Below are 18185 nucleotides of genomic sequence, written 5' to 3'. Positions count from 1 at the left end.
GCGGCGCGGCCTCATTAAGCCAAAAGCTTAATTTCCCCCTCATACACGATTACGTCATTCCTATATGAACCTGACTGAACTCAAGCAAAAGCCTATTACCGATCTGCTCGAAATGGCCGAACAGATGGGCATAGAAAATATGGCCCGTTCGCGCAAGCAGGATGTGATCTTCTCCCTGCTGAAAAAGCACGCTAAAAGCGGCGAGGAAATCTCGGGTGATGGCGTGCTGGAGATCCTCCAGGACGGCTTCGGCTTCCTCCGCTCTGCAGACGCTTCCTACCTCGCGGGCCCAGACGACATCTACGTCTCGCCTAGCCAGATCCGCCGCTTCAACCTTCGCACGGGCGACACCATCGTTGGCAAGATCCGTCCGCCGAAGGAAGGCGAGCGTTACTTCGCACTGCTTAAGGTCGACACCATCAACTTCGACCGTCCAGAAAACGCGAAGAACAAGATTCTGTTCGAAAACCTGACGCCGTTGTTCCCGACGATTCGCATGAAGATGGAAGCCGGTAACGGCTCCACCGAAGACCTCACCGGTCGTGTCATCGACCTGTGCGCCCCTATCGGCAAAGGTCAACGCGGTCTGATCGTTGCCCCGCCGAAAGCGGGCAAGACCATCATGCTGCAGAACATCGCGTCGAACATCACCCGTAACAACCCTGAAGTTCATCTCATCGTTCTGCTGATCGATGAGCGTCCGGAAGAAGTGACCGAAATGCAGCGCACCGTGCGCGGCGAAGTGGTTGCCTCGACGTTCGACGAACCGCCAACCCGTCACGTGCAAGTTGCCGAAATGGTGATCGAGAAGGCCAAGCGCCTGGTCGAGCACAAGAAAGACGTGGTCATCCTGCTCGACTCCATCACCCGTCTGGCTCGCGCCTACAACACCGTCATCCCGAGCTCCGGCAAGGTACTGACCGGTGGTGTTGACGCCCACGCGCTGGAAAAACCAAAGCGCTTCTTCGGTGCGGCTCGTAACATCGAAGAAGGCGGCTCGCTGACCATCATCGCCACCGCACTGGTTGAAACCGGTTCGAAGATGGACGAAGTGATCTACGAAGAATTCAAAGGCACCGGCAACATGGAGCTGCCTCTGGATCGCAAGATCGCTGAGAAGCGCGTCTTCCCGGCCATCAACATCAACCGTTCCGGCACGCGCCGCGAAGAGTTGCTGACGGCCGACGACGAGCTGCAACGCATGTGGATTCTGCGCAAACTGCTGCACCCGATGGACGAAGTCGCTGCCATCGAATTCCTGGTCGACAAGCTGAAACAGACCAAGACCAACGATGAGTTCTTCCTGTCGATGAAGCGCAAGTAACACGCTCAACGGCACGCGCTGAACGGCTGTAGAAAAATGGTGTCCTTTTGGGGCACCATTTTTTTTGACTTTTTTTAACAAGAAAGCGGACAAGGAGCGTCATGCACACCTTTGGCAATCGTCGGGACATCGATGGACTGCGCGCGTTGGCCGTCATCCCCGTGGTGCTTTACCACTTCGGATTTGGTCTGTTCAGCGGCGGGTTCGTGGGCGTCGATGTGTTCTTCGTTATCTCCGGCTTCCTGATCACCTCGATCATCTTTCGGGAAATCAGCGCCGGGCGCTTCAGCTTTGTCGATTTCTGGGCCCGCCGCGCCCGACGCATCATTCCCGCGCTGAGCGTCATGATGCTCGCCGCCTTGCTGGTCGGCTGGGTGCTGATGCCCGCCAACGACTATTCACAACTGGGCCGGGCCGTGCGGTATCAGGCGATGTTCGCGTCCAACATCCTGTTCATGCGTCAGGACGGTTATTTCAACCCCGCCTCCGATTTCAAACCGCTGCTGCACACCTGGTCCCTGTCGGTGGAGGAGCAGTACTACATTCTGTTTCCCCTGCTGATGGTGTTGTTGACCCGTTACCTGCGGCAATGGCGCTGGATGCTGTTTGGGCTCTTGGTGGTGTCGTTCGCGCTCAACGTCTGGGTGATCAAGCGCAACCCTGATGAGGCGTTTTTCCTGCTGCCGATGCGGGCGTGGGAGTTGTTGTGTGGCGCGATGCTGGCGGTGCTTACCGTCTCGGATCGCAAGATGCCATCGTGGGTTTATGAGGCGGTCAGCCTGGCGGGGCTGGTGGCGGTGCTGTGCGCGATTTTCGGTTTCGACAAATACACGCTGTTTCCCGGGTGGGCGGCGCTGTTTCCGGTCCTTGGCGCGACGGCGATGATCTGGGCAAATGGGCAGACGTCCACCGTCGTCGGCCGGTTGCTGAGCGTGAAAGGCATGGTCGGCGTCGGGCTGATTTCCTATTCCTGGTATCTCTGGCACTGGCCGGTATTTGTCTACGCGAATGCGGTGTCCATTGACGGCATGCAGGCGCTCGAAGCGTCGGGATGGGTCGTGCTCACGCTCGTGCTGGCGTGGCTCAGTTGGCGTCTGGTCGAGCTGCCGTTCCGTGAAAAACGGGTGCTGGCCGGGCGTAAGTCCGTGCTGTTTTCGGGTTTGGCGACGCTGTTGATTATCGGCCTTGCAGGCCAACTGATACGCACCAGTGATGGTGTACCGCAGCGCATTTCGGGACAGGCTTTGCAATACGCGGAGGCGCGGGACTGGCAGCGCGGGCAGATGGATTGCCTTCTGCAACGCGACAGCCCGGACATGAGCAAAATCTGCCGGTTTGGAGGCGACGAGCAGACCCCGCCGGTGCAACTGGTGTGGGGCGATAGCCATGCGGCGGCCTTATTGCCCGCCATCGAGGCGGATGCAAAGCGTTATGGCGTCCCGGTCTGGCTGGCGAGTCTGTCGGGTTGCCTGCCGATCCTCGGGCATGAAACGCGACCGCAGTGTCAGGATTTCAATCAAGCCACGCTGCAATCCATTCGCGAACACAAAATTCGAGACGTCGTCCTGGCAGCGCGTTGGAGCTTGTATCTGTACGGCGAAGAAGATGGCGACATGCAGCACGTCCTGTATCCGGATGACCGCCGTTCGGTGGCCGAACAGGAAGTGGGCAGGGACTTGACTGCGATGGTCCACACATTGCGTGAAGCTGGTGCGCGAGTATGGATTTTCAAAGAAGTGCCGCTGCAACGGCAGGGGACGGTCGCGCGGTTGGCCAGTCTGGCGATGGTCGGGCGTTCTGCCGAACGATTGGGACGGCCCATCGCCGAGCATCTGGCGCGTCAGCAGTTTCTAAACACGCTGTTCACCCACTTGAGCCAACAAGATCCGAACGTCCGTGTCCTGGACCCTGCACCCCTGATGTGCCCCGGTGGGATTTGCCGCGCCGAATTCGACGGCTATTCGCAATACATGGATGAAAATCACCTGTCGGATAAAGGCGGCGAGCGCATGAAGCCTTTGCTGGCGCCGATTTATCTCAGCGAAAACGCCGCTCAGGGCAGATGAATCCGCGTTCGGCTGCTGCCGTTGCCCGCCAGAGCAGGTAGGATGTGCATCTATTTGTTAAGTGGCCGGGTTAATGAAATTCAAGGATCTACGGGATTTCGTGCAGCAGCTTGAGCAGCGCGGAGAGTTGAAACGCATTCAAGTGCCTATTTCTCCTGTGCTGGAGATGACCGAAGTCTGCGACCGGACCCTGCGTAACAAGGGGCCGGCCTTGCTGTTCGAAAACCCGACGGGTTTTGACATTCCTGTGCTCGGCAACCTGTTCGGCACGCCAGAGCGCGTGGCCATGGGGATGGGCGCCGAGTCCACCGAAGAGCTGCGGGAGATCGGTAAACTGCTGGCGTTCCTCAAGGAGCCCGAGCCGCCGAAAGGCCTGAAAGACGCCTGGTCGAAGCTACCGATATTCAAGAAAGTCATCTCCATGGCGCCGAAAGTCGTCAAGGACGCCCCGTGCCAGGAAGTGGTCATCGAAGGCGATGACGTCGATCTGGGCATGCTGCCGGTGCAGACGTGCTGGCCTGGCGACGTTGGCCCGCTGATCACGTGGGGCCTGACTGTCACCAGAGGCCCTAATAAAGAGCGCCAGAACCTGGGCATTTATCGCCAGCAGGTCATTGGCCGCAACAAAGTCATCATGCGCTGGCTTAGCCATCGCGGCGGCGCGCTGGATTTCAAGGAGTGGTGCGATAAGCATCCCGGTCAGCCTTTCCCGGTGTCCGTCGCACTGGGTGCTGACCCGGCGACGATCCTCGGCGCGGTCACGCCGGTGCCGGACAGCCTGTCCGAATACGCCTTCGCGGGCCTGTTGCGTGGCAACCGCACCGAGCTGATCAAATGCCGTGGCAACGACCTGCAAGTGCCGTCGAGCGCGGAAATCGTCCTGGAAGGCGTGATTCATCCGGGCGAAATGGCCGATGAAGGCCCTTACGGCGACCATACCGGCTATTACAACGAAGTCGACCGCTTCCCGGTCTTCACCGTCGAGCGCATCACTCACCGCATCAAGCCGATCTACCACAGCACCTACACCGGACGTCCGCCGGATGAGCCGGCCATTCTGGGTGTAGCGCTGAACGAAGTGTTCGTGCCGATCCTGCAAAAGCAGTTTCCGGAGATCACCGACTTTTACCTGCCCCCCGAAGGGTGTTCGTACCGCATGGCGGTCGTGACCATGAAGAAGCAGTACCCCGGCCACGCCAAGCGCGTGATGTTGGGTGTGTGGTCGTTTTTGCGACAGTTCATGTACACCAAGTTCGTTATCGTCACCGACGACGACATCAACGCCCGTGACTGGAACGACGTCATCTGGGCGATCACCACGCGCATGGACCCCAAGCGCGACACCGTGATGATCGACAACACGCCGATCGATTACCTTGATTTCGCCTCGCCGGTTTCCGGGCTGGGGTCGAAAATGGGGCTCGATGCCACGCATAAATGGCCGGGCGAGACCACCCGTGAGTGGGGTCGCGCCATCGTCAAGGACGAAGCCGTCACCCGCCGGATTGACGATATCTGGAACCAGCTGGGAATAGATTGATGCGCGTAACTTTGCAGCCGTCGGGCGCAGTGCTTGAAACCTTGCCCGGCGAGCGGATTCTCGACGCCGCCCAGCGACTGGGGTACGAATGCCCGCAAAGCTGTCGCAACGGCAATTGCCATATTTGCTCCGCGCTGTTGGTCGAAGGCAGCGTCGAGCAGGGTGGTGAAGTGCGCGGGCATGGCGAAATCTACACCTGCCTGGCCGTGCCGCAAGAAGACTGCGTGGTGCTGTGGGACAGCGTGTTGCCTTTGGGAGAATTGCCCGTGCGAACGTTCGCGTGTCAGGTCACTGAATGCGTCGAGGTCGGCGGTGATGTCTGGCGCGTGATGCTCCGCGCCCCTGCAGGCAAGCCGCCGCGTTATCACGCCGGTCAGTACCTCATGATCGCCCGCGACGACGGCGAAAAGTCCGCATTCTCTATGGCGTCGGCGCCGGAAAGTGGCCGTGACTTGGAATTCCACGTCTTGGCCCGCGAAGCCAGTGCACAAAATCTGATCAAGCAGCTCCAGCGCGACGGCATGGCCCGCGTCGAACTGCCCTTTGGCGACACTCATTTGGGCGAGTTGCCCGATGGCCCGCTGGTGCTGATCGCCGCTGGCACGGGCATGGGTCAGATGCACAGCCTCATCGAACATTGCCGTTCCAAAGGTTTTCCGTATCCCGTGCACGTTTATTGGGGCGTGCGACGTCCTGAGGACTTCTACGAACTGAAACACTGGGACGAGTGGAAAACCCTGCCAAACCTGCATTTGCACAAAGTCGTCAGCGATTTGTGCGGTTGGGAAGGGCGCTGCGGGATGTTGCACGAAGCCGTGTGCGAGGACTTCGCAGATCTGAAATCGATTCAGGTTTACGCCAGCGGATCGCCCAACATGGTGTACTCCACGCTGGACGCGCTGGTCGTCGCGGGTATGGACGCCCATCAAATGCGCGCCGACGTCTTCGCCTACGCGCCGCGTGCGTGACCGTCCGCCCGATGGCAGCTGCCGTGGAGAGCTAATTGCATCAGAATATGTGCGGGGTCGGTTTTAAGGCGTTACGACCTGCACATTGCTTAGAACCGTGAAAAGGTGTTGATTCACTATTGCCTGAGCCGCTTCGACCGTTGTTCAGCACTGCACTGGCGTTATCTCTGGCCAGTGAGGGAGCCAGATGGAGAACCAAATCAATAGCTTGGTGGAGGCCGTACATGACGGTCTTGGGCTGTCTTACCCACCTGTTATCGACCTCGGGCCAAAACTGACCCGCGAACAACTCCTTGCTTCCATGCACGCCACGATGAGCCGACACACTGGCGGCCCTGTCTGGCTGTTTGCGTACGGCTCACTGATCTGGCGCCCCGAATGCTCCGCCGTGGAGCGCGTGCGCGGCCGAGTGCACGGCTACCATCGCGGTTTGTACCTGTGGTCCCACGAACATCGCGGCACGCCCGAACAACCTGGGCTGGTGTTCGGCCTTGATCGCGGCGGCTCATGCAGTGGCTTCGCCTATCGACTCCCCGAAGAAAATATCGAAGCCTCATTGCTGGCGTTGTGGGAGCGGGAAATGCCATTCCCGTCCTACCGACCCCACTGGCTCAGCTGCCGCCTTGAAGACGGCACCAAGGTTCAGGCCTTGGGTTTCGTGCTTGAACGGCATTTGCCTAGCTATGCGGGGAACCTGCCCGACAGCGTCCTGACCCAAGTCCTGGCCAGTGCCAGCGGTCGGTATGGCACGACGTGGGAATACGTCGAGCAGACGATTCACGCGCTGCGAAATCATGCGATGCCGGATGTGAGTCTGGAAGAGCGGTTCAAGCGGTGTAAGCCGATTTTGTTGGCGGTTTGACATCCGGTTGCCACGTCGCTGTCGTCTGCTGCCCGCGAAGCGTTAGACTTCGCTGACTTACACAGGAGGTATCCCGTGAGCGCTCAACTTTCTCCGATCGTTTCCGAGTTTGAATCAGAAGAACAGGCCGCGAGCTACGATGCTTGGTTCCGCGCGAAGGTACAGGCGTCTCTGGACGATGAGCGACCTAGCATCTCTCATGACGAAGTGATGGCCGAGATGAAGATGAGGTTGGCCGCCAAGCGCGAAAAGCGTCGCAATGATCGTTGATTGGCGACCGAAAGCACGCGAGGACCTCTGGGAGATCCTCGAATACATTGATGAGCGAAACCCGAAAGCAGCTGACGCGCTATAGGCGGAAATAGAAAGAGCGACTTCCGCCCTTCCTGAACATCCTTATCTTTACCGAATAGGCCGAGCGCCAATGACCCGGGAGATAATTGTTCATCCGAATTATCTGGTCGTTTATCAAATCACTGATCAGATTGAAATCGTGAGCGTTCTCCATGCTCGTCAGGAATATCCTTGAGCGGAGTTCGGCTCGATAGGCCCCAGGACCTACCGCGCCGTAGCTTTAGACCACTAAGCCGCAGTGTCACGCGACTGACTCGCCACGCGCGTATGCCTCAACGTCGGTGCCAGAAACACCATCGCCAGCACGCACGACGACACCAGGATCACGAAGCCACCGTCCCAGCCGAAATGGTCCACGGTGTAGCCCATCAGCGCACTGGCCGCGACCGACCCACCCAAATACCCGAACAGCCCTGTGAAGCCTGCCGCTGTGCCCGCTGCTTTTTTAGGCGCGAGTTCCAGCGCTTGCAGGCCGACCAGCATCACCGGCCCGTAAATCAGAAAGCCGATTGAGATCAACGCGATCATGTCGATGGTCGGGTTGCCTGGTGGATTGAGCCAGTACACCAGCGTGGCCACGGTCACCAGCAGCATGAACACGATGCCGGTCAGGCCGCGGTTGCCACGGAAGATCTTGTCCGACATCCAGCCGCACAGCAGCGTCCCCGGAATGCCCGCCCACTCATAGAAAAAGTAGGCCCACGACGTCTTGTCCACGTCGAAATGCTTGGCCTCTTTCAGATAGGTCGGTGCCCAGTCGAGTACGCCATAACGCAGCAGATACACGAACACGTTGGCCAGCGCGATGTACCAGAGCATTTTGTTGCGCAGGACGTATTTGACGAAGATTTCCTTGGCGCTGAATTCCTCTTCGTGGCTCGCGTCGTAGCCTTCCGGGTAGTCGTTCTTGTATTCCTCGACCGGCGGCAAACCCACGGATTGCGGCGTGTCGCGCATGGTGATGAACGCGAACAACGCGACGAACAGCGCGACCGCCGCCGGCACGTAGAACGCCGCGTGCCAGTCGTTGGTCCAGCCCAGGCCGAGCAAGAACAGCGGGCCGATCAGGCCACCGCCCACGTTGTGCGCCACGTTCCACACCGACACCACACCGCCGCGTTCTTTCTGCGACCACCAGTGCACCATCGTCCGCCCGCTCGGCGGCCAACCCATGCCCTGCGCCCAGCCGTTGATAAACAGCAGGATAAACATGATCGCCACGCTCGACGTCGCCCACGGCGCGAATCCGAACACGAACATCGTCGCGGCAGACACCAGCAATCCGAACGGCAAGAAGTAGCGAGGGTTGGATCGGTCCGACACCAGCCCCATCAGGAACTTCGACAGGCCGTAGGCGATGGCGATCGCCGAAATCGCCAGCCCCAACTCACCTCGTGTGTAGCCCTGATCGATCAGGTACGGCATGGCCAGCGAGAAGTTCTTGCGCAGCAGGTAGTACCCCGCATAGCCGAAGAAAATACCGGCGAAAATCTGCCAGCGCAGGCGACGATAGGTGCTGTCGACACGCTCGGCAGGCAACGGGGCCTGATGCGCGGCAGGTTTGAAAAAGGCAAACATCGAGACACTCCGAGTTCTTATTTTGGTATGCGAATTCGAATATTACATTTTCATTACAGAAAATAGGAAGGCTTCTCGTCTGATGCACCGCCGAAATTTGGCTGTTTGACGTGTTGGAATATGAACATGGTGCAGGTTTGTAATCGGGAACAGAGGCTTTCGGATTCGTCCTACTTGAGAACCAGAATCGATCACCTTACTAACGAGCACGCAGACCCCTACCATCGCCGCCATCTGCCACAGGGCGTTGGGGACGAGGTAAAGGGTGAAATCACAATGGAAGGTGTCAGCCATTTTGAGTGGCTGTGCGCTGATGCTGAGCATGTCCGTCGGTGCGCGCGAGATGCACCCCCTCTTCGAGCGCTATGTCTCGCCGACCTATCCCTCTGCGTTGCGCGGCGGGAAGCTGTTTTCAAGCGTGCGGGTCCACTACGACATCCACCATGACGGCACTGTCACTGACGTCAGGGTCGTGGAGCAAACCGATCAGAAAGCCGCGAACTCTGCGCTGTCCGCTGTCAAACGCTGGCAGTTCGAGCCGTGGGACGTGACAGAAGAAATGCCCGCCCGGATCGGTGAATCCGTGCATTTCGTTTTCGATCAGGAGCGGCTGGAGAAGCGATTGCGGATAGTGATCTCGTGGGCACGGAGGGATGTCTCATGAGCGGCCGGAAACGGTTTGCGCGATGGCTGCTGTGGTGGTCAGTGCTGATGTCCGCCTCCTTGCACGCCAGCCAAAAGCCGGAATACGAACGCCAGATCCCACCCCCCTATCCCCGATCCTTGTACGAAGAAGGTCTGTCGGGGTTGGTTATCTTCGAATTTCTCGGGCACAACGACGGCTCGGTCACGGATGTGAAAATCATCGACAGCTCCCATCGCCATTTCGCCAAATCCGTTGAACGTACCGTCCCCAAATGGCGGCTCAAACCTTGGCAAGCCACTGCGCAGGCGCCTGAAACGATGAGCTTTCGGCAAGAGTTCTATTTCGTCCACTCCCGCGAGCGGAACGACCCGCACGGCTGGATGCGTCGATACCTGCGAACGCTCTCGTGCAACGCCTTCAACAAAGCGCTGACGACGTTCAAGGCCGAGTCTCCCAGCCAGAACCTGCACGACCTGCACTACATCACCTACACCTTCAGGGTGTTGGGAAAGGCCGCCACGCGGCACAAGATGACAGACAATCAGCGAGCGGAATTAGGGGATGAGTTTGATCGGGCGATTCCCGGGGTGGTCGAGCAATGCGCAGCCCGGCCAGACAAGCGATACAAGCAGTTGTTGCCTGAAAGCGTGCGCGCGCACATTTGATGATGCTTCGGCTTCGCATTCCAATGAGCAAGCGAAACGTAGATGAGTCTACGTTTCGCCGATCAGCAAGACGTCGCTAGGCAAGCGCTTATCGGTTCGCGTGAACGACAGTCTCAGAAGCCTTCAGAAAGGGGCTGATCGCAGACGCATACTGAATGACGGCAGTATCAATGGTCTGTTTGAGGACGAGCGTTGCGCGATCGATTTCGGCCATTGCCGCTGGGCCGGGAATGAACACGATTTCGCGCACTGGGGTAGCTGCAGGAATGGTTTCGCTCGAAGTCTGTCCGGGGCCGACTGGGGTTTCAGGAAGCGCAGGCACCACAGGCGCTAACTCCAGCGCGAGCCGGGCTTCCTGGAGTGCAACCTCTCGGGCTTTCTGTTCAGCAAGAGCCTGCGCAGCGGCATAAGCTTGTTGCTCTGCGAGCTGGCGGGCTGCAACTTGTCGCGCGGCTTCTTCGGCCAAGCGCTGGGCGTGTAGACGTGCTGCCTCCTCGGCCTGACGTTGAGCGAGCTGTCGGGCGGCTTCTTCGGCTTGGCGCTGTGCCTCAACTCGTGCCGCCTCTTCTGCTTGACGTTGTGCTTGTAGACGAGCAGCTTCATGCAGTTGATTGATCACCGCCAGAAGTTGATGCACGAAGTTATCCAAATGCCAAGCGCTCTCATAGGCAATGAACTGATTCGTGATTTCCGCAATTTCCGGGGCCACACCGACAGGTGAGCCTACGCCATTAAATTCTTGCGCCGTCAAATGACCACTGTGAGGGGCGTATCCCGGTGGTAACGCCGCAAGTTTTGTGGACCTGAGCCACCAGGCGACGTCTTTGTACCGAGTGACGATCTGTACTTCAGACATGCCGACGATAGACCCCAGATGGGCTGAGATTTCGGATTGAAGTCTTTGTGGAAGTTGGCTGAATAGAGTCGAGTAGTGAGTCACTTAAAATATCCTTATATGGGTGTTCCGGGTAGGTAATCTTGATTAAATTTTCAGTTTTCAGTTTTCAGTTTTCAGTTTTCAGTTTTGAAACCGGGCTTTCCGTTAGCGGCGCGCCATTCTTTTACCTCGCGAGTGATACCTTCTGGTGAATCATCTGCAGAGGCCTCAGGATAGTAAATCAAGTCAGAGCCAGATGGGTGTTCGCTCATTTGGTTGAATTGGAAGACAGCTCTTCCATGTTGAGCCTCGGTTTTATAATCTCCGGTGCATATTTTTCTAACGAATTCGAGAAACTCTGTTTCGGTGACATCTTCAATATTTTTGCCGTTCATGGTTTTCTCTGTCCTGTACGAAGCTCATGGTGAATTTTGTCGTGATTCACAGGGCTATTTAACATTAAGTTGTCTATTTCATAAACAGCCCCCCCTTCTGAGATGGGAAGGGTGTGATGAATTTCATACCAAACCCTGCCGCCTTTTTGTTCTGCATAAGGTGCGATCGGAGAATTGCCTTTGCGAATCAGGGCGATATTTTTCTGGCTCATATTTTCGACGACTTCTGGGAGCTTAGACATTTCTCTCCAAATAGCCTTCTTCAGGTTTCGGAATTCGGAATATCTTTTGTCGCGAAGTGCATCCGCTACGACCGACGGTATTGGTGAACCTAGACCCTTAGACGCAGCGGCTTCCCAATTTGAGTCAATAGGCCCACCGACACCGCTCACTATTCCAGGCAAATACCTGGGGCTCTTGAACATTACATAAACTGGATCCAGCCCTGATTCAGCAGGGAACACCAGTACGTAATCTTCAATCTCCTCGATGTCGTAAGTCGGATAATCCCCTAAAGCCTCCAAAGCAGGCGTTAACGGAGCTCCGGAATATTGACCTACCCCCGAAGTTTCGCTTGGAAGATAGGTAGAGCTATTCCCTGGGGTGACGCTAGGCGTCCAGACCAGCGTCGGTTTCGTATCGCCGTCACGAGTGAACTCATACCTGCTGGTGCCAGGGTTATATACAAACGAGCGAACAGGAACTTGCGTACCTACAGAAATCCCATCAGCTACGGTCCAAGCAGTGGTTAACTCCCCCTCCATTTCCTCAAACGTCATACGATGCGTGACGTCAATGGTCCCATTGCGGCCCGCGATAAAGCCGAGATCTACATCCTTCGCCACGCCCAGCCCAGATGCCGCTGTCGCGAGGATCGAAGGGCCAATCTCGCCATCAGCGACCTCAGTCGGATACAGCAAAGCCAAATGAGGCAACGCTCGACCCAATAATTTGGAAGCTTGCTGGGTAAATAGCTTTTCTGCGAGTGCTCTCGCTTTTTGCCCAATAGAAGGCAGCTCGTGGCTAGGTGCAGTAGGTCCGGCAACGACCGACCAAAATCGGTTGGCTTCGGCTAGATGCTTGAGTGCCGCACGCTCTGAATCACGGTCTAACGAGTTGGTTTGCTCTGCATATCGATTTGTGAGCGTGTCCGACAACTGACCAAGATGTTCCGAGGCGCGGATGTGCAGGTTTGCTTCAAGTGCATCCTTGTAGGCCTGTGTCCAGGCTCGATGTACTTGATGCGCTTGGTCTGCGTTTACACTCCGCGACCCTAAGATCGCTTTATATTGTTCGCCAGTGATCTCTGGTGGGTCTTGATTTGCAAAGGTATACGCTGTTTGGCGTTTTTGATTTGAAAGGTCTGATCGTTGGGAAATCAGGTAATTGATATGAGCCTTTTCATGGATGATCGCGTCCAGCAGCGGCTTGCCCGATAACCCGTTCAAATCTGTCGCGAATTGTGCATCCGTCGCCAATGTCGCAGGTAGCGTTGCCATCGCATCAATATGTTTCTGATCCAGTTCTGCCTTTGTTGCGGTCTGTGAATGAGGAAGCGTTTCTAATGCTTGCTGGTGAGCCGCGATCACACGCTCCCGTTCTGCTTTGGCTTCAGCTTCAGCTGCAGCTGCAGCGGCTTGGGCCCGCGCATGTGCCTCCGCTTGAGCACGTGCGTTTGCTTCGGCTTGAAGCTGCGCTTGAGTTCTTGCTTGGGCTTCCGCTGCCGCCTGAGCTTCCGCTCGCGCCCGTGCTGCTTCTTCACGTCGGCGCCTTTCAGCTTCTTTTCTGCGTCGACGCCGCTTTTTGCTGGATTTGCTACTGGTGGTATTGGTAAACCCACTGCCAAAAAAACCATTGTTACTTGGGCGCTGAGGACTGCCGTGGGTAATATTAATGGTGCCCGTAGTACTGTCGGGGTAATAATTGATTTGTCGTCTGCTACGTGTGGCCATACAGTTTCTCCTTGTTAGCTGTATGGCGTTCAATCAATACGAGTTTTTTGCAAAAAAGAGATATATAAATATTATTTTTTTAATGTCTGGTGTGTTATGCGCGGGTATTGAAGTAATGAATTAGGCGCGAAGAAGGGAGGGGCTCAGCTGTGCGATAAAAAGCCCGTCGTTGCGACGGGCATCATGTGAGACAGGAGATTAAAATTATTTAATGCCAACCACCACCTTCCCAACCGCCTTCCTCAGCCCCAACGAATCAATCGCTTCACCTGCCTGTTCCAATGGATAAACCTTCGACACCAGCGGTTTCAACTTCCCTTCGCCGAACCATTTGAACAGCTGCTGAAAGTTCGCCGCATTATCTTGGGGCTGGCGCTGTGCAAACGAGCCCCAGAACACGCCAACGACCGAGGCGCCTTTTAGTAGGGCGAGGTTCACGGGCAGTTCGGGAATGCGGCCGCTGGCGAAGCCGACGACGAGGAGGCGGCCGTTCCAGGCGATGGAGCGGACGGCCTGGTCGAAGAGGTCGCCGCCGACGGGGTCGTAGATGACGTCGACGCCGTTGCCGTTGGTGAGGCGTTTGAGTTCGTCCTTGAGGTTGGTTTCGCTGTAGTTGATGAGGTCGTCGGCGCCAGCTTTTTTGGCGACTTCGAGTTTGTCGGCGCTGCTGGCGGCGGCGATGACGCGGGCGCCCAGGGCTTTGCCGATTTCAACCGCAGCCAAGCCGACGCCGCCGGACGCCCCGAGGACGAGCAGGGTTTCGCCGGGTTGCAGGTTGGCGCGCTGTTTGAGCGCGTGCATGGAGGTGCCGTAGGTCATGCTGAACGCCGCAGCGGTGGTGAAATCCATGGCCTCGGGAATCGGCAGGACGTTGTACCCGGCGACGGCGATCTGCTCCGCGAAGCTGCCCCAGCCGGTGAGGGCCATCACCCGATCGCCGACTTTGAGGTGACTGACTTTTTCACCGACGGCTGCGACGACACCCGACGCTTCGCCCCCTGGCGAGAAGGGGAAGGGCGGTTTGAACTGATATTTGCCCTCGATGATCAGCGTGTCGGGGAAGTTGACCCCGGCGGCGTGCACGTCCAACAGAATCTCGTTTTTCTTGGGTTCTGGCGTCGGAACGTCTTCCAGCACAAGGTTTTCGGCAGGGCCGAAGGCTTTACAGAGCACGGCTTTCATCGGGGACTATTCCTTTTCCAGTGATGGCCGATAAGTGTAGGTAGAGGGGGTGTGGGGTCAATGAGCATGCCCCGGCCTGATAGGCGTGCATAAGCTGGAGTAAGCTATGGCGCGAACCGGACGAGGAGTGGGACTGTGAAAGCGTGGATTCTGATGTTGTTGGCGCTGTCGGCGCCTGTGCTGGCCAATGAAGAAGGCGGCGAGAAAGATGACCCGAACAAGGTCTCATATGTGGCGTTAACGCCGCCGTTCGTGGGCAACTACGCGCTGGATGGCAGCCCAAAACTTCACGTGTACAAGGCCGACGTGGCATTGCGTGTGACCGGTGCCGAAGCGCAGAAGCTGGTCAAGGCGAACGAGCCGTTGATCCGCAATCAGTTGGTGGCGCTGTTCACTCAGCAAACCCTCGAAAGCATGAGCAACGTCGACGCTAAAGAAAAACTGCGTCAGGAAGCCTTGAAGCAGACCCAGCAGGTATTGAGCCAGGAAACCGGCAAGCCTGTAGTGGATGACCTGCTGTTCAACAACTTCATCGCCCAGTAAATATTGGCCTGAATCTGTAGGCGTGAGCTTGCTCGCGATTGCGGCGAGTCAGTTAGCAAATCTATCGCTGACACAGTGCAATCGCGAGCAAGCTCACTCCTACAAGAGTAGTCGGCGGTCGTGAATTCAACGCAACGCCAACACCGCTGCCCACTGTTCGGGCGTGACGGACATGACGGAAAGCCGACTGCCCTTTTGAACCAGCGGCAGTTGTTCCAGCGCGGTCTGCTGTTTCAAATACCCCAGGCCCAACACTTTCGGAAACGTCTCTACGAACGCCACATCAATGGCGCTCCATGGATTTTTCTCGTCAGTGGCTTTGGCGTCGAAGTAGTGGCTGTCTTTGTCTAGCGCCGTGGGATCGGGATACGCCGTCCTGGTGATTTTCCCGATGCCCGCGATCCCCGGTTCAGGGCAGCTGGAGTGGTAAAAGAAAAACTCATCGCCTTCAGCCATGGCCCGAAGAAAGTTGCGCGCCTGGTAATTTCGAACGCCATCCCAGCGGGCTTGGCCGAGAGTTTGCAGGCCAGTGATCGACAGCTCGTCGGGCTCGGATTTCATCAGCCAATAGGCCATGGATTGGGGCTCCTGAAGACGTAATAGACAGGTTGTCCGACGCTTTTATGACAAACCGACGGTCGGTTGACGCCAGCATTTGCGTGTTGCATCACGTTAACGCAGAATGCCGCCATTTTCAGCGCTACACCGTTTCGCGGCCTATAGAAACATGTCGTGAACGACAGCTTTTGATTTGCCAAAGGGGGGCAATCAATGCAACGCAAGCCGGATTTACTATGGATTTTGGTCATTTTGTTCGGCTTGGGCATTGTCACCACGGGTTATGCGCAAAGTTTGTGGTCCGCGAAGCCGGATGCACCGGTTGAAGTCACTCAGCAACAGGCTCAACAGGCTCGCCGATAACCTGTTTTTTCGGATTGCGGGTAAATGTAGGAGCGCGCTTGCCCGCGATGGCGGCATGTCAGTTGGCTGCTGTATCAGAGTCAAATCGCAATCGCGGGCAAGCGCGCTCCTACATCATCGACATACGTGTCACGCCATATACCAACGCTTGTCAGACACCGTTCCCTGCAACGGCACATCCCAACTGGCCACTGCCAGTTTTCCAACCTTCTGACACTCATGCGCTAAACCCAGCAACACCGGTTTCTGCCAAGCTTTCCGACGTGCCTGATACGCCAGGCTGCGGTCGTAGAATCCCCCTCCCATGCCCAGCCGACCACCCTGATCGTCGAACCCCACCAGCGGCATCAGGATCAGGTCGAGCGCCCAGATTTTGCGCTGCTGGCGGGGGTTGATGTGCGGCTCGGGGATGCGAAACCGGTTGGGCCTGAATTTATCTCCCGGTCGAACCCGCTGAAACACCATCTTGGTCCGAGGCCATGCACTGAGCACCGGCAGATAGGTCGCCTTGCCCCGGCGTTGTGCTTCGCGCAGCAGCAGTCGTGGGTCGATTTCACCGTCCATCGGAAGGTACAGCGAAACATGCCGTGCGCGACGAAAAAGCGGGTTTTGCGCCAATTGGTTGTACAAACCGCGTGCCGCCTGTCGCTGTTCGGCTCGATTAAGCGAGCGACGTGCCTTGCGCAAGAGACGGCGCAATTGAGGACGGGAAAGGGTCGAGGGATCGTTCAGGGAAGCGGCGCCAGAAGAGGTCATGCAGGCGGGTCCGAGAGAGTAGGAGAGGGACTGTCTGGAATCAGGGCGATTCACGATGGTCCCCGGTTCCACCGCCAGACAGGACGTCTGGCAATGGCTTGAGAATTTGAGACTCCCCGACGAACCGCTGTCGGTGTAGCCCTTGAACCCGAAAGTTCAAGGTGGAGATTGCAGGAGGCTTTAAGGCTTTCCGTCGAGCGGACATGCACACCAACCCCAACGTGCAACCCCCGTGGTTGTGCGTATCGGCTCAGGGACATGACCGACTGGCAAGCACTCCAGGGAGCGGTCGCCAGTATAACGAATGATGCTCGAACAATCAGCCTTGTGCTTTTGGCTCATCCGTGGCAAGGACGAGGTCCACGCGGTCCAGCAGGTCACGCACTTGCTCGCGAGTCGAGCCGCTGGTTTGAGTCTCGGGCAGTTCCTGTTTGTGCAGCAGGTCATGAGTAATGTTCAGCGCGGCCATCACGGCAATGCGGTCGGCACCGATGACTTTGCCGCTGCTGCGGATCTCACGCATCTTGCCGTCCAGATAACGCGCGGCGCTAACCAGATTGGTGCGCTCCTCTTGCGGGCAGATGATCGAATATTCTTTGTCGAGGATTTGCACAGTGATGCTGTTGCCATTACTCATGAGTCTTGCTCCAGGGCCTTGAGGCGCGAAATCATCGACTCGACCTTTTGCCGGGCGATTTCGTTCTTTTCAATGAGGTGAGCGCGTTCCTCGCGCCAGGTTTTTTCCTGAGCTAATAGGAGTCCGTTTTGACTTTTTAGTTGCTCGACCCGATTGATCAATAATTCCAGTCGGGCCATCAACGCTTGCAGGTCGTTGTCTTCCATCGTTTTCCACTGATTATTTTCTGATGAGTGGTGCAGGAGCTGGCCTCAGGAACTGCCTTGAATGTCGCCTGGATAGCTAGGGCGCGTCTGCCGGTGCTACGATACAAGGCCTCCATTCTAGACATTGCGCCGCTTGGCGCCTAGTTGCCCATGCCTAATCAGAATTCCCCGTACAACGCATTCGCCACCCTGCTCACCAACGGTGGTCATCCTGTCTCTCCCGCCGAGTTGCACGGCCTGTTGCTAGGCCGCAGCTGCGCGGGCGCCGGCTTCGATGCCGAAGGCTGGTTCGACGACGCACACGAGCTGCTGCAGACCGAGCCTGAGGCCAATGTCCGTCAGGCTTTGATCGGCTTGCAGGAGATGGTCAAGAGCGAGCTGACCGGCGACGACATGGCTGTCGTGCTGCTGTTGCCTGGCGACGATGAATCGCTGACCGCCCGCACCACGGCGATTGGCCAATGGTGCCAAGGCTTCCTCCACGGCTTCGCGCGCGTCGGTGGACAGCCGATGAGCGACGATGCCAAGGACGTCTTGCAGGACCTGGCCGCCATCGCCCAGATTCAGGACTCGCTGGACGAGTCCGAAGACGGTGAAAGCGACTACATGGAAGTCATGGAATACCTGCGTGTCGCCCCGCTGCTCCTGTTCACCGAGTTCAACAAGAAAGCGGAGCCTGAAGCGAAGCCTTCCCTGCACTGATTGCCATCGTT

The 18185-nt window shown here is 57.3% G+C and carries 20 protein-coding genes, 1 other RNA gene and 1 pseudogene; 12 read left to right on the top strand and 10 right to left on the bottom strand.

Going from position 1 to position 18185, the window contains the following annotated elements:
* Positions 1 to 64 precede the first annotated feature (64 nt).
* The 7 genes and pseudogenes from rho to AAEO81_RS29760 all read left to right on the top strand — a co-directional run bounded on the left by rho (position 65) and on the right by AAEO81_RS29760 (position 7289).
* On the top strand, positions 65 to 1324 hold the full coding sequence (rho, locus tag AAEO81_RS29790; RefSeq protein ID WP_110948772.1) for a transcription termination factor Rho: 1260 nt from the start codon (positions 65 to 67) through the stop codon (positions 1322 to 1324).
* 101 nt (positions 1325 to 1425) lie between these two features.
* Positions 1426 to 3390: an acyltransferase family protein gene (locus AAEO81_RS29785; protein WP_341960743.1), complete on the top strand. Its 1965-nt coding sequence runs from the start codon at positions 1426 to 1428 to the stop codon at positions 3388 to 3390.
* A 73-nt stretch (positions 3391 to 3463) separates the two neighbouring features.
* Complete coding sequence (gene ubiD, locus AAEO81_RS29780; RefSeq protein ID WP_341960742.1) at positions 3464 to 4930, top strand: 4-hydroxy-3-polyprenylbenzoate decarboxylase; 1467 nt, start codon at positions 3464 to 3466, stop codon at positions 4928 to 4930.
* Positions 4930 to 5898 carry a CDP-6-deoxy-delta-3,4-glucoseen reductase gene (locus AAEO81_RS29775; RefSeq protein ID WP_341960741.1) on the top strand — a complete coding sequence of 323 codons (969 nt, stop codon included), beginning with the start codon at positions 4930 to 4932 and terminating at the stop codon, positions 5896 to 5898. Before ubiD ends, AAEO81_RS29775 begins: the two co-directional genes overlap by 1 nt.
* 187 nt (positions 5899 to 6085) lie before the next feature.
* Positions 6086 to 6760, top strand: coding sequence for a gamma-glutamylcyclotransferase (locus AAEO81_RS29770; RefSeq protein ID WP_341960740.1), 675 nt, complete (start codon positions 6086 to 6088; stop codon positions 6758 to 6760).
* A 75-nt stretch (positions 6761 to 6835) separates the two neighbouring features.
* The gene (locus tag AAEO81_RS29765) at positions 6836 to 7030 is read left to right on the top strand and encodes an antitoxin (protein WP_166594131.1); all 195 of its coding nucleotides are present in this window, start codon (positions 6836 to 6838) and stop codon (positions 7028 to 7030) included.
* Positions 7020 to 7289: pseudogene (locus AAEO81_RS29760) on the top strand (type II toxin-antitoxin system RelE/ParE family toxin). Before AAEO81_RS29765 ends, AAEO81_RS29760 begins: the two are co-directional and overlap by 11 nt.
* A gap of 53 nt (positions 7290 to 7342) precedes the next feature.
* Here the strand turns inward: AAEO81_RS29760 and glpT are convergent.
* On the bottom strand, positions 7343 to 8692 hold the full coding sequence (gene glpT, locus AAEO81_RS29755; RefSeq protein ID WP_341960739.1) for a glycerol-3-phosphate transporter: 1350 nt from the start codon (positions 8690 to 8692) through the stop codon (positions 7343 to 7345).
* A gap of 265 nt (positions 8693 to 8957) precedes the next feature.
* On the opposite strand from glpT, the gene AAEO81_RS29750 reads away from it, so the two are divergent.
* Positions 8958 to 9356 (top strand): TonB family protein, encoded by a 399-nt coding sequence (locus AAEO81_RS29750; RefSeq protein ID WP_341960738.1) that lies wholly within the window; start codon positions 8958 to 8960, stop codon positions 9354 to 9356.
* Entirely contained in the window at positions 9353 to 10003 is a 651-nt protein-coding gene (locus AAEO81_RS29745) for an energy transducer TonB (RefSeq protein ID WP_341960737.1), read from the top strand. Before AAEO81_RS29750 ends, AAEO81_RS29745 begins: the two co-directional genes overlap by 4 nt.
* Before the next feature lie 88 nt (positions 10004 to 10091).
* On the opposite strand, the gene AAEO81_RS29740 is transcribed toward AAEO81_RS29745, so the two are convergent.
* From AAEO81_RS29740 to AAEO81_RS29725, 4 genes are all read right to left on the bottom strand, one after another.
* Positions 10092 to 10943 carry a hypothetical protein gene (locus AAEO81_RS29740; protein WP_341960735.1) on the bottom strand — a complete coding sequence of 284 codons (852 nt, stop codon included), beginning with the start codon at positions 10941 to 10943 and terminating at the stop codon, positions 10092 to 10094.
* Positions 10944 to 11014: 71 nt separating this feature from the next.
* Complete coding sequence (locus tag AAEO81_RS29735; RefSeq protein ID WP_341960733.1) at positions 11015 to 11275, bottom strand: bacteriocin immunity protein; 261 nt, start codon at positions 11273 to 11275, stop codon at positions 11015 to 11017.
* On the bottom strand, positions 11272 to 13227 hold the full coding sequence (locus tag AAEO81_RS29730; RefSeq protein ID WP_341960732.1) for an S-type pyocin domain-containing protein: 1956 nt from the start codon (positions 13225 to 13227) through the stop codon (positions 11272 to 11274). Before AAEO81_RS29730 ends, AAEO81_RS29735 begins: the two co-directional genes overlap by 4 nt.
* Before the next feature lie 204 nt (positions 13228 to 13431).
* Complete coding sequence (locus AAEO81_RS29725) at positions 13432 to 14409, bottom strand: NADPH:quinone oxidoreductase family protein (protein ID WP_341960731.1); 978 nt, start codon at positions 14407 to 14409, stop codon at positions 13432 to 13434.
* A gap of 135 nt (positions 14410 to 14544) precedes the next feature.
* Here AAEO81_RS29725 and AAEO81_RS29720 point away from each other — a divergent pair, with 135 nt between their 5' ends.
* Positions 14545 to 14952: a flagellar basal body-associated protein FliL gene (locus AAEO81_RS29720; protein ID WP_166594136.1), complete on the top strand. Its 408-nt coding sequence runs from the start codon at positions 14545 to 14547 to the stop codon at positions 14950 to 14952.
* Positions 14953 to 15078: 126 nt separating this feature from the next.
* Here AAEO81_RS29720 and AAEO81_RS29715 read toward each other — a convergent pair whose 3' ends face one another.
* Entirely contained in the window at positions 15079 to 15528 is a 450-nt protein-coding gene (locus tag AAEO81_RS29715; RefSeq protein WP_341960729.1) for an EVE domain-containing protein, read from the bottom strand.
* 195 nt (positions 15529 to 15723) lie between these two features.
* Here AAEO81_RS29715 and AAEO81_RS29710 point away from each other — a divergent pair, with 195 nt between their 5' ends.
* Entirely contained in the window at positions 15724 to 15873 is a 150-nt protein-coding gene (locus tag AAEO81_RS29710; protein WP_341960728.1) for a hypothetical protein, read from the top strand.
* A 129-nt stretch (positions 15874 to 16002) separates the two neighbouring features.
* Here the strand turns inward: AAEO81_RS29710 and AAEO81_RS29705 are convergent, their stop codons facing one another.
* The 4 genes from AAEO81_RS29705 to AAEO81_RS29690 all read right to left on the bottom strand — a co-directional run bounded on the left by AAEO81_RS29705 (position 16003) and on the right by AAEO81_RS29690 (position 17472).
* Positions 16003 to 16629 (bottom strand): 5-formyltetrahydrofolate cyclo-ligase, encoded by a 627-nt coding sequence (locus AAEO81_RS29705; RefSeq protein ID WP_341960727.1) that lies wholly within the window; start codon positions 16627 to 16629, stop codon positions 16003 to 16005.
* Positions 16630 to 16738: 109 nt separating this feature from the next.
* Positions 16739 to 16917: non-coding RNA, 6S RNA (gene ssrS / locus AAEO81_RS29700), on the bottom strand.
* 31 nt (positions 16918 to 16948) lie between these two features.
* Complete coding sequence (locus AAEO81_RS29695) at positions 16949 to 17266, bottom strand: cell division protein ZapA (RefSeq protein WP_166594140.1); 318 nt, start codon at positions 17264 to 17266, stop codon at positions 16949 to 16951.
* Positions 17263 to 17472, bottom strand: a complete 210-nt coding sequence (locus tag AAEO81_RS29690; protein WP_062379587.1) for a TIGR02449 family protein — start codon at positions 17470 to 17472, stop codon at positions 17263 to 17265. Before AAEO81_RS29690 ends, AAEO81_RS29695 begins: the two co-directional genes overlap by 4 nt.
* Positions 17473 to 17622: 150 nt before the next feature.
* Here AAEO81_RS29690 and AAEO81_RS29685 point away from each other — a divergent pair, with 150 nt between their 5' ends.
* Positions 17623 to 18174, top strand: coding sequence for a YecA family protein (locus AAEO81_RS29685; protein ID WP_341960725.1), 552 nt, complete (start codon positions 17623 to 17625; stop codon positions 18172 to 18174).
* Positions 18175 to 18185 lie beyond the last annotated feature (11 nt).

Source organism: Pseudomonas sp. RC10 (assembly GCF_038397775.1).
In the GTDB taxonomy this organism is placed as follows: Bacteria; Pseudomonadota; Gammaproteobacteria; order Pseudomonadales; family Pseudomonadaceae; genus Aquipseudomonas; species Aquipseudomonas bambusae.
This window is presented reverse-complemented; position numbering and strand designations above follow the sequence as displayed.

Excerpts from the sequence above, each read along its gene's own strand:
- rho (WP_110948772.1), top strand. The coding sequence starts at position 65 with ATGAACCTGACTGAACTCAAGCAAAAGCCTATTACCGATCTGCTCGAA.
- AAEO81_RS29785 (WP_341960743.1), top strand. The coding sequence starts at position 1,426 with ATGCACACCTTTGGCAATCGTCGGGACATCGATGGACTGCGCGCGTTG.
- ubiD (WP_341960742.1), top strand. The coding sequence starts at position 3,464 with ATGAAATTCAAGGATCTACGGGATTTCGTGCAGCAGCTTGAGCAGCGC.
- AAEO81_RS29775 (WP_341960741.1), top strand. The coding sequence starts at position 4,930 with ATGCGCGTAACTTTGCAGCCGTCGGGCGCAGTGCTTGAAACCTTGCCC.
- AAEO81_RS29770 (WP_341960740.1), top strand. The coding sequence starts at position 6,086 with ATGGAGAACCAAATCAATAGCTTGGTGGAGGCCGTACATGACGGTCTT.
- glpT (WP_341960739.1), bottom strand. The coding sequence starts at position 8,692 with ATGTTTGCCTTTTTCAAACCTGCCGCGCATCAGGCCCCGTTGCCTGCC.
- AAEO81_RS29745 (WP_341960737.1), top strand. The coding sequence starts at position 9,353 with ATGAGCGGCCGGAAACGGTTTGCGCGATGGCTGCTGTGGTGGTCAGTG.
- AAEO81_RS29735 (WP_341960733.1), bottom strand. The coding sequence starts at position 11,275 with ATGAACGGCAAAAATATTGAAGATGTCACCGAAACAGAGTTTCTCGAA.
- AAEO81_RS29730 (WP_341960732.1), bottom strand. The coding sequence starts at position 13,227 with ATGGCCACACGTAGCAGACGACAAATCAATTATTACCCCGACAGTACT.
- AAEO81_RS29725 (WP_341960731.1), bottom strand. The coding sequence starts at position 14,409 with ATGAAAGCCGTGCTCTGTAAAGCCTTCGGCCCTGCCGAAAACCTTGTG.
- AAEO81_RS29715 (WP_341960729.1), bottom strand. The coding sequence starts at position 15,528 with ATGGCCTATTGGCTGATGAAATCCGAGCCCGACGAGCTGTCGATCACT.
- AAEO81_RS29710 (WP_341960728.1), top strand. The coding sequence starts at position 15,724 with ATGCAACGCAAGCCGGATTTACTATGGATTTTGGTCATTTTGTTCGGC.
- AAEO81_RS29705 (WP_341960727.1), bottom strand. The coding sequence starts at position 16,629 with ATGACCTCTTCTGGCGCCGCTTCCCTGAACGATCCCTCGACCCTTTCC.
- AAEO81_RS29695 (WP_166594140.1), bottom strand. The coding sequence starts at position 17,266 with ATGAGTAATGGCAACAGCATCACTGTGCAAATCCTCGACAAAGAATAT.
- AAEO81_RS29690 (WP_062379587.1), bottom strand. The coding sequence starts at position 17,472 with ATGGAAGACAACGACCTGCAAGCGTTGATGGCCCGACTGGAATTATTG.
- AAEO81_RS29685 (WP_341960725.1), top strand. The coding sequence starts at position 17,623 with ATGCCTAATCAGAATTCCCCGTACAACGCATTCGCCACCCTGCTCACC.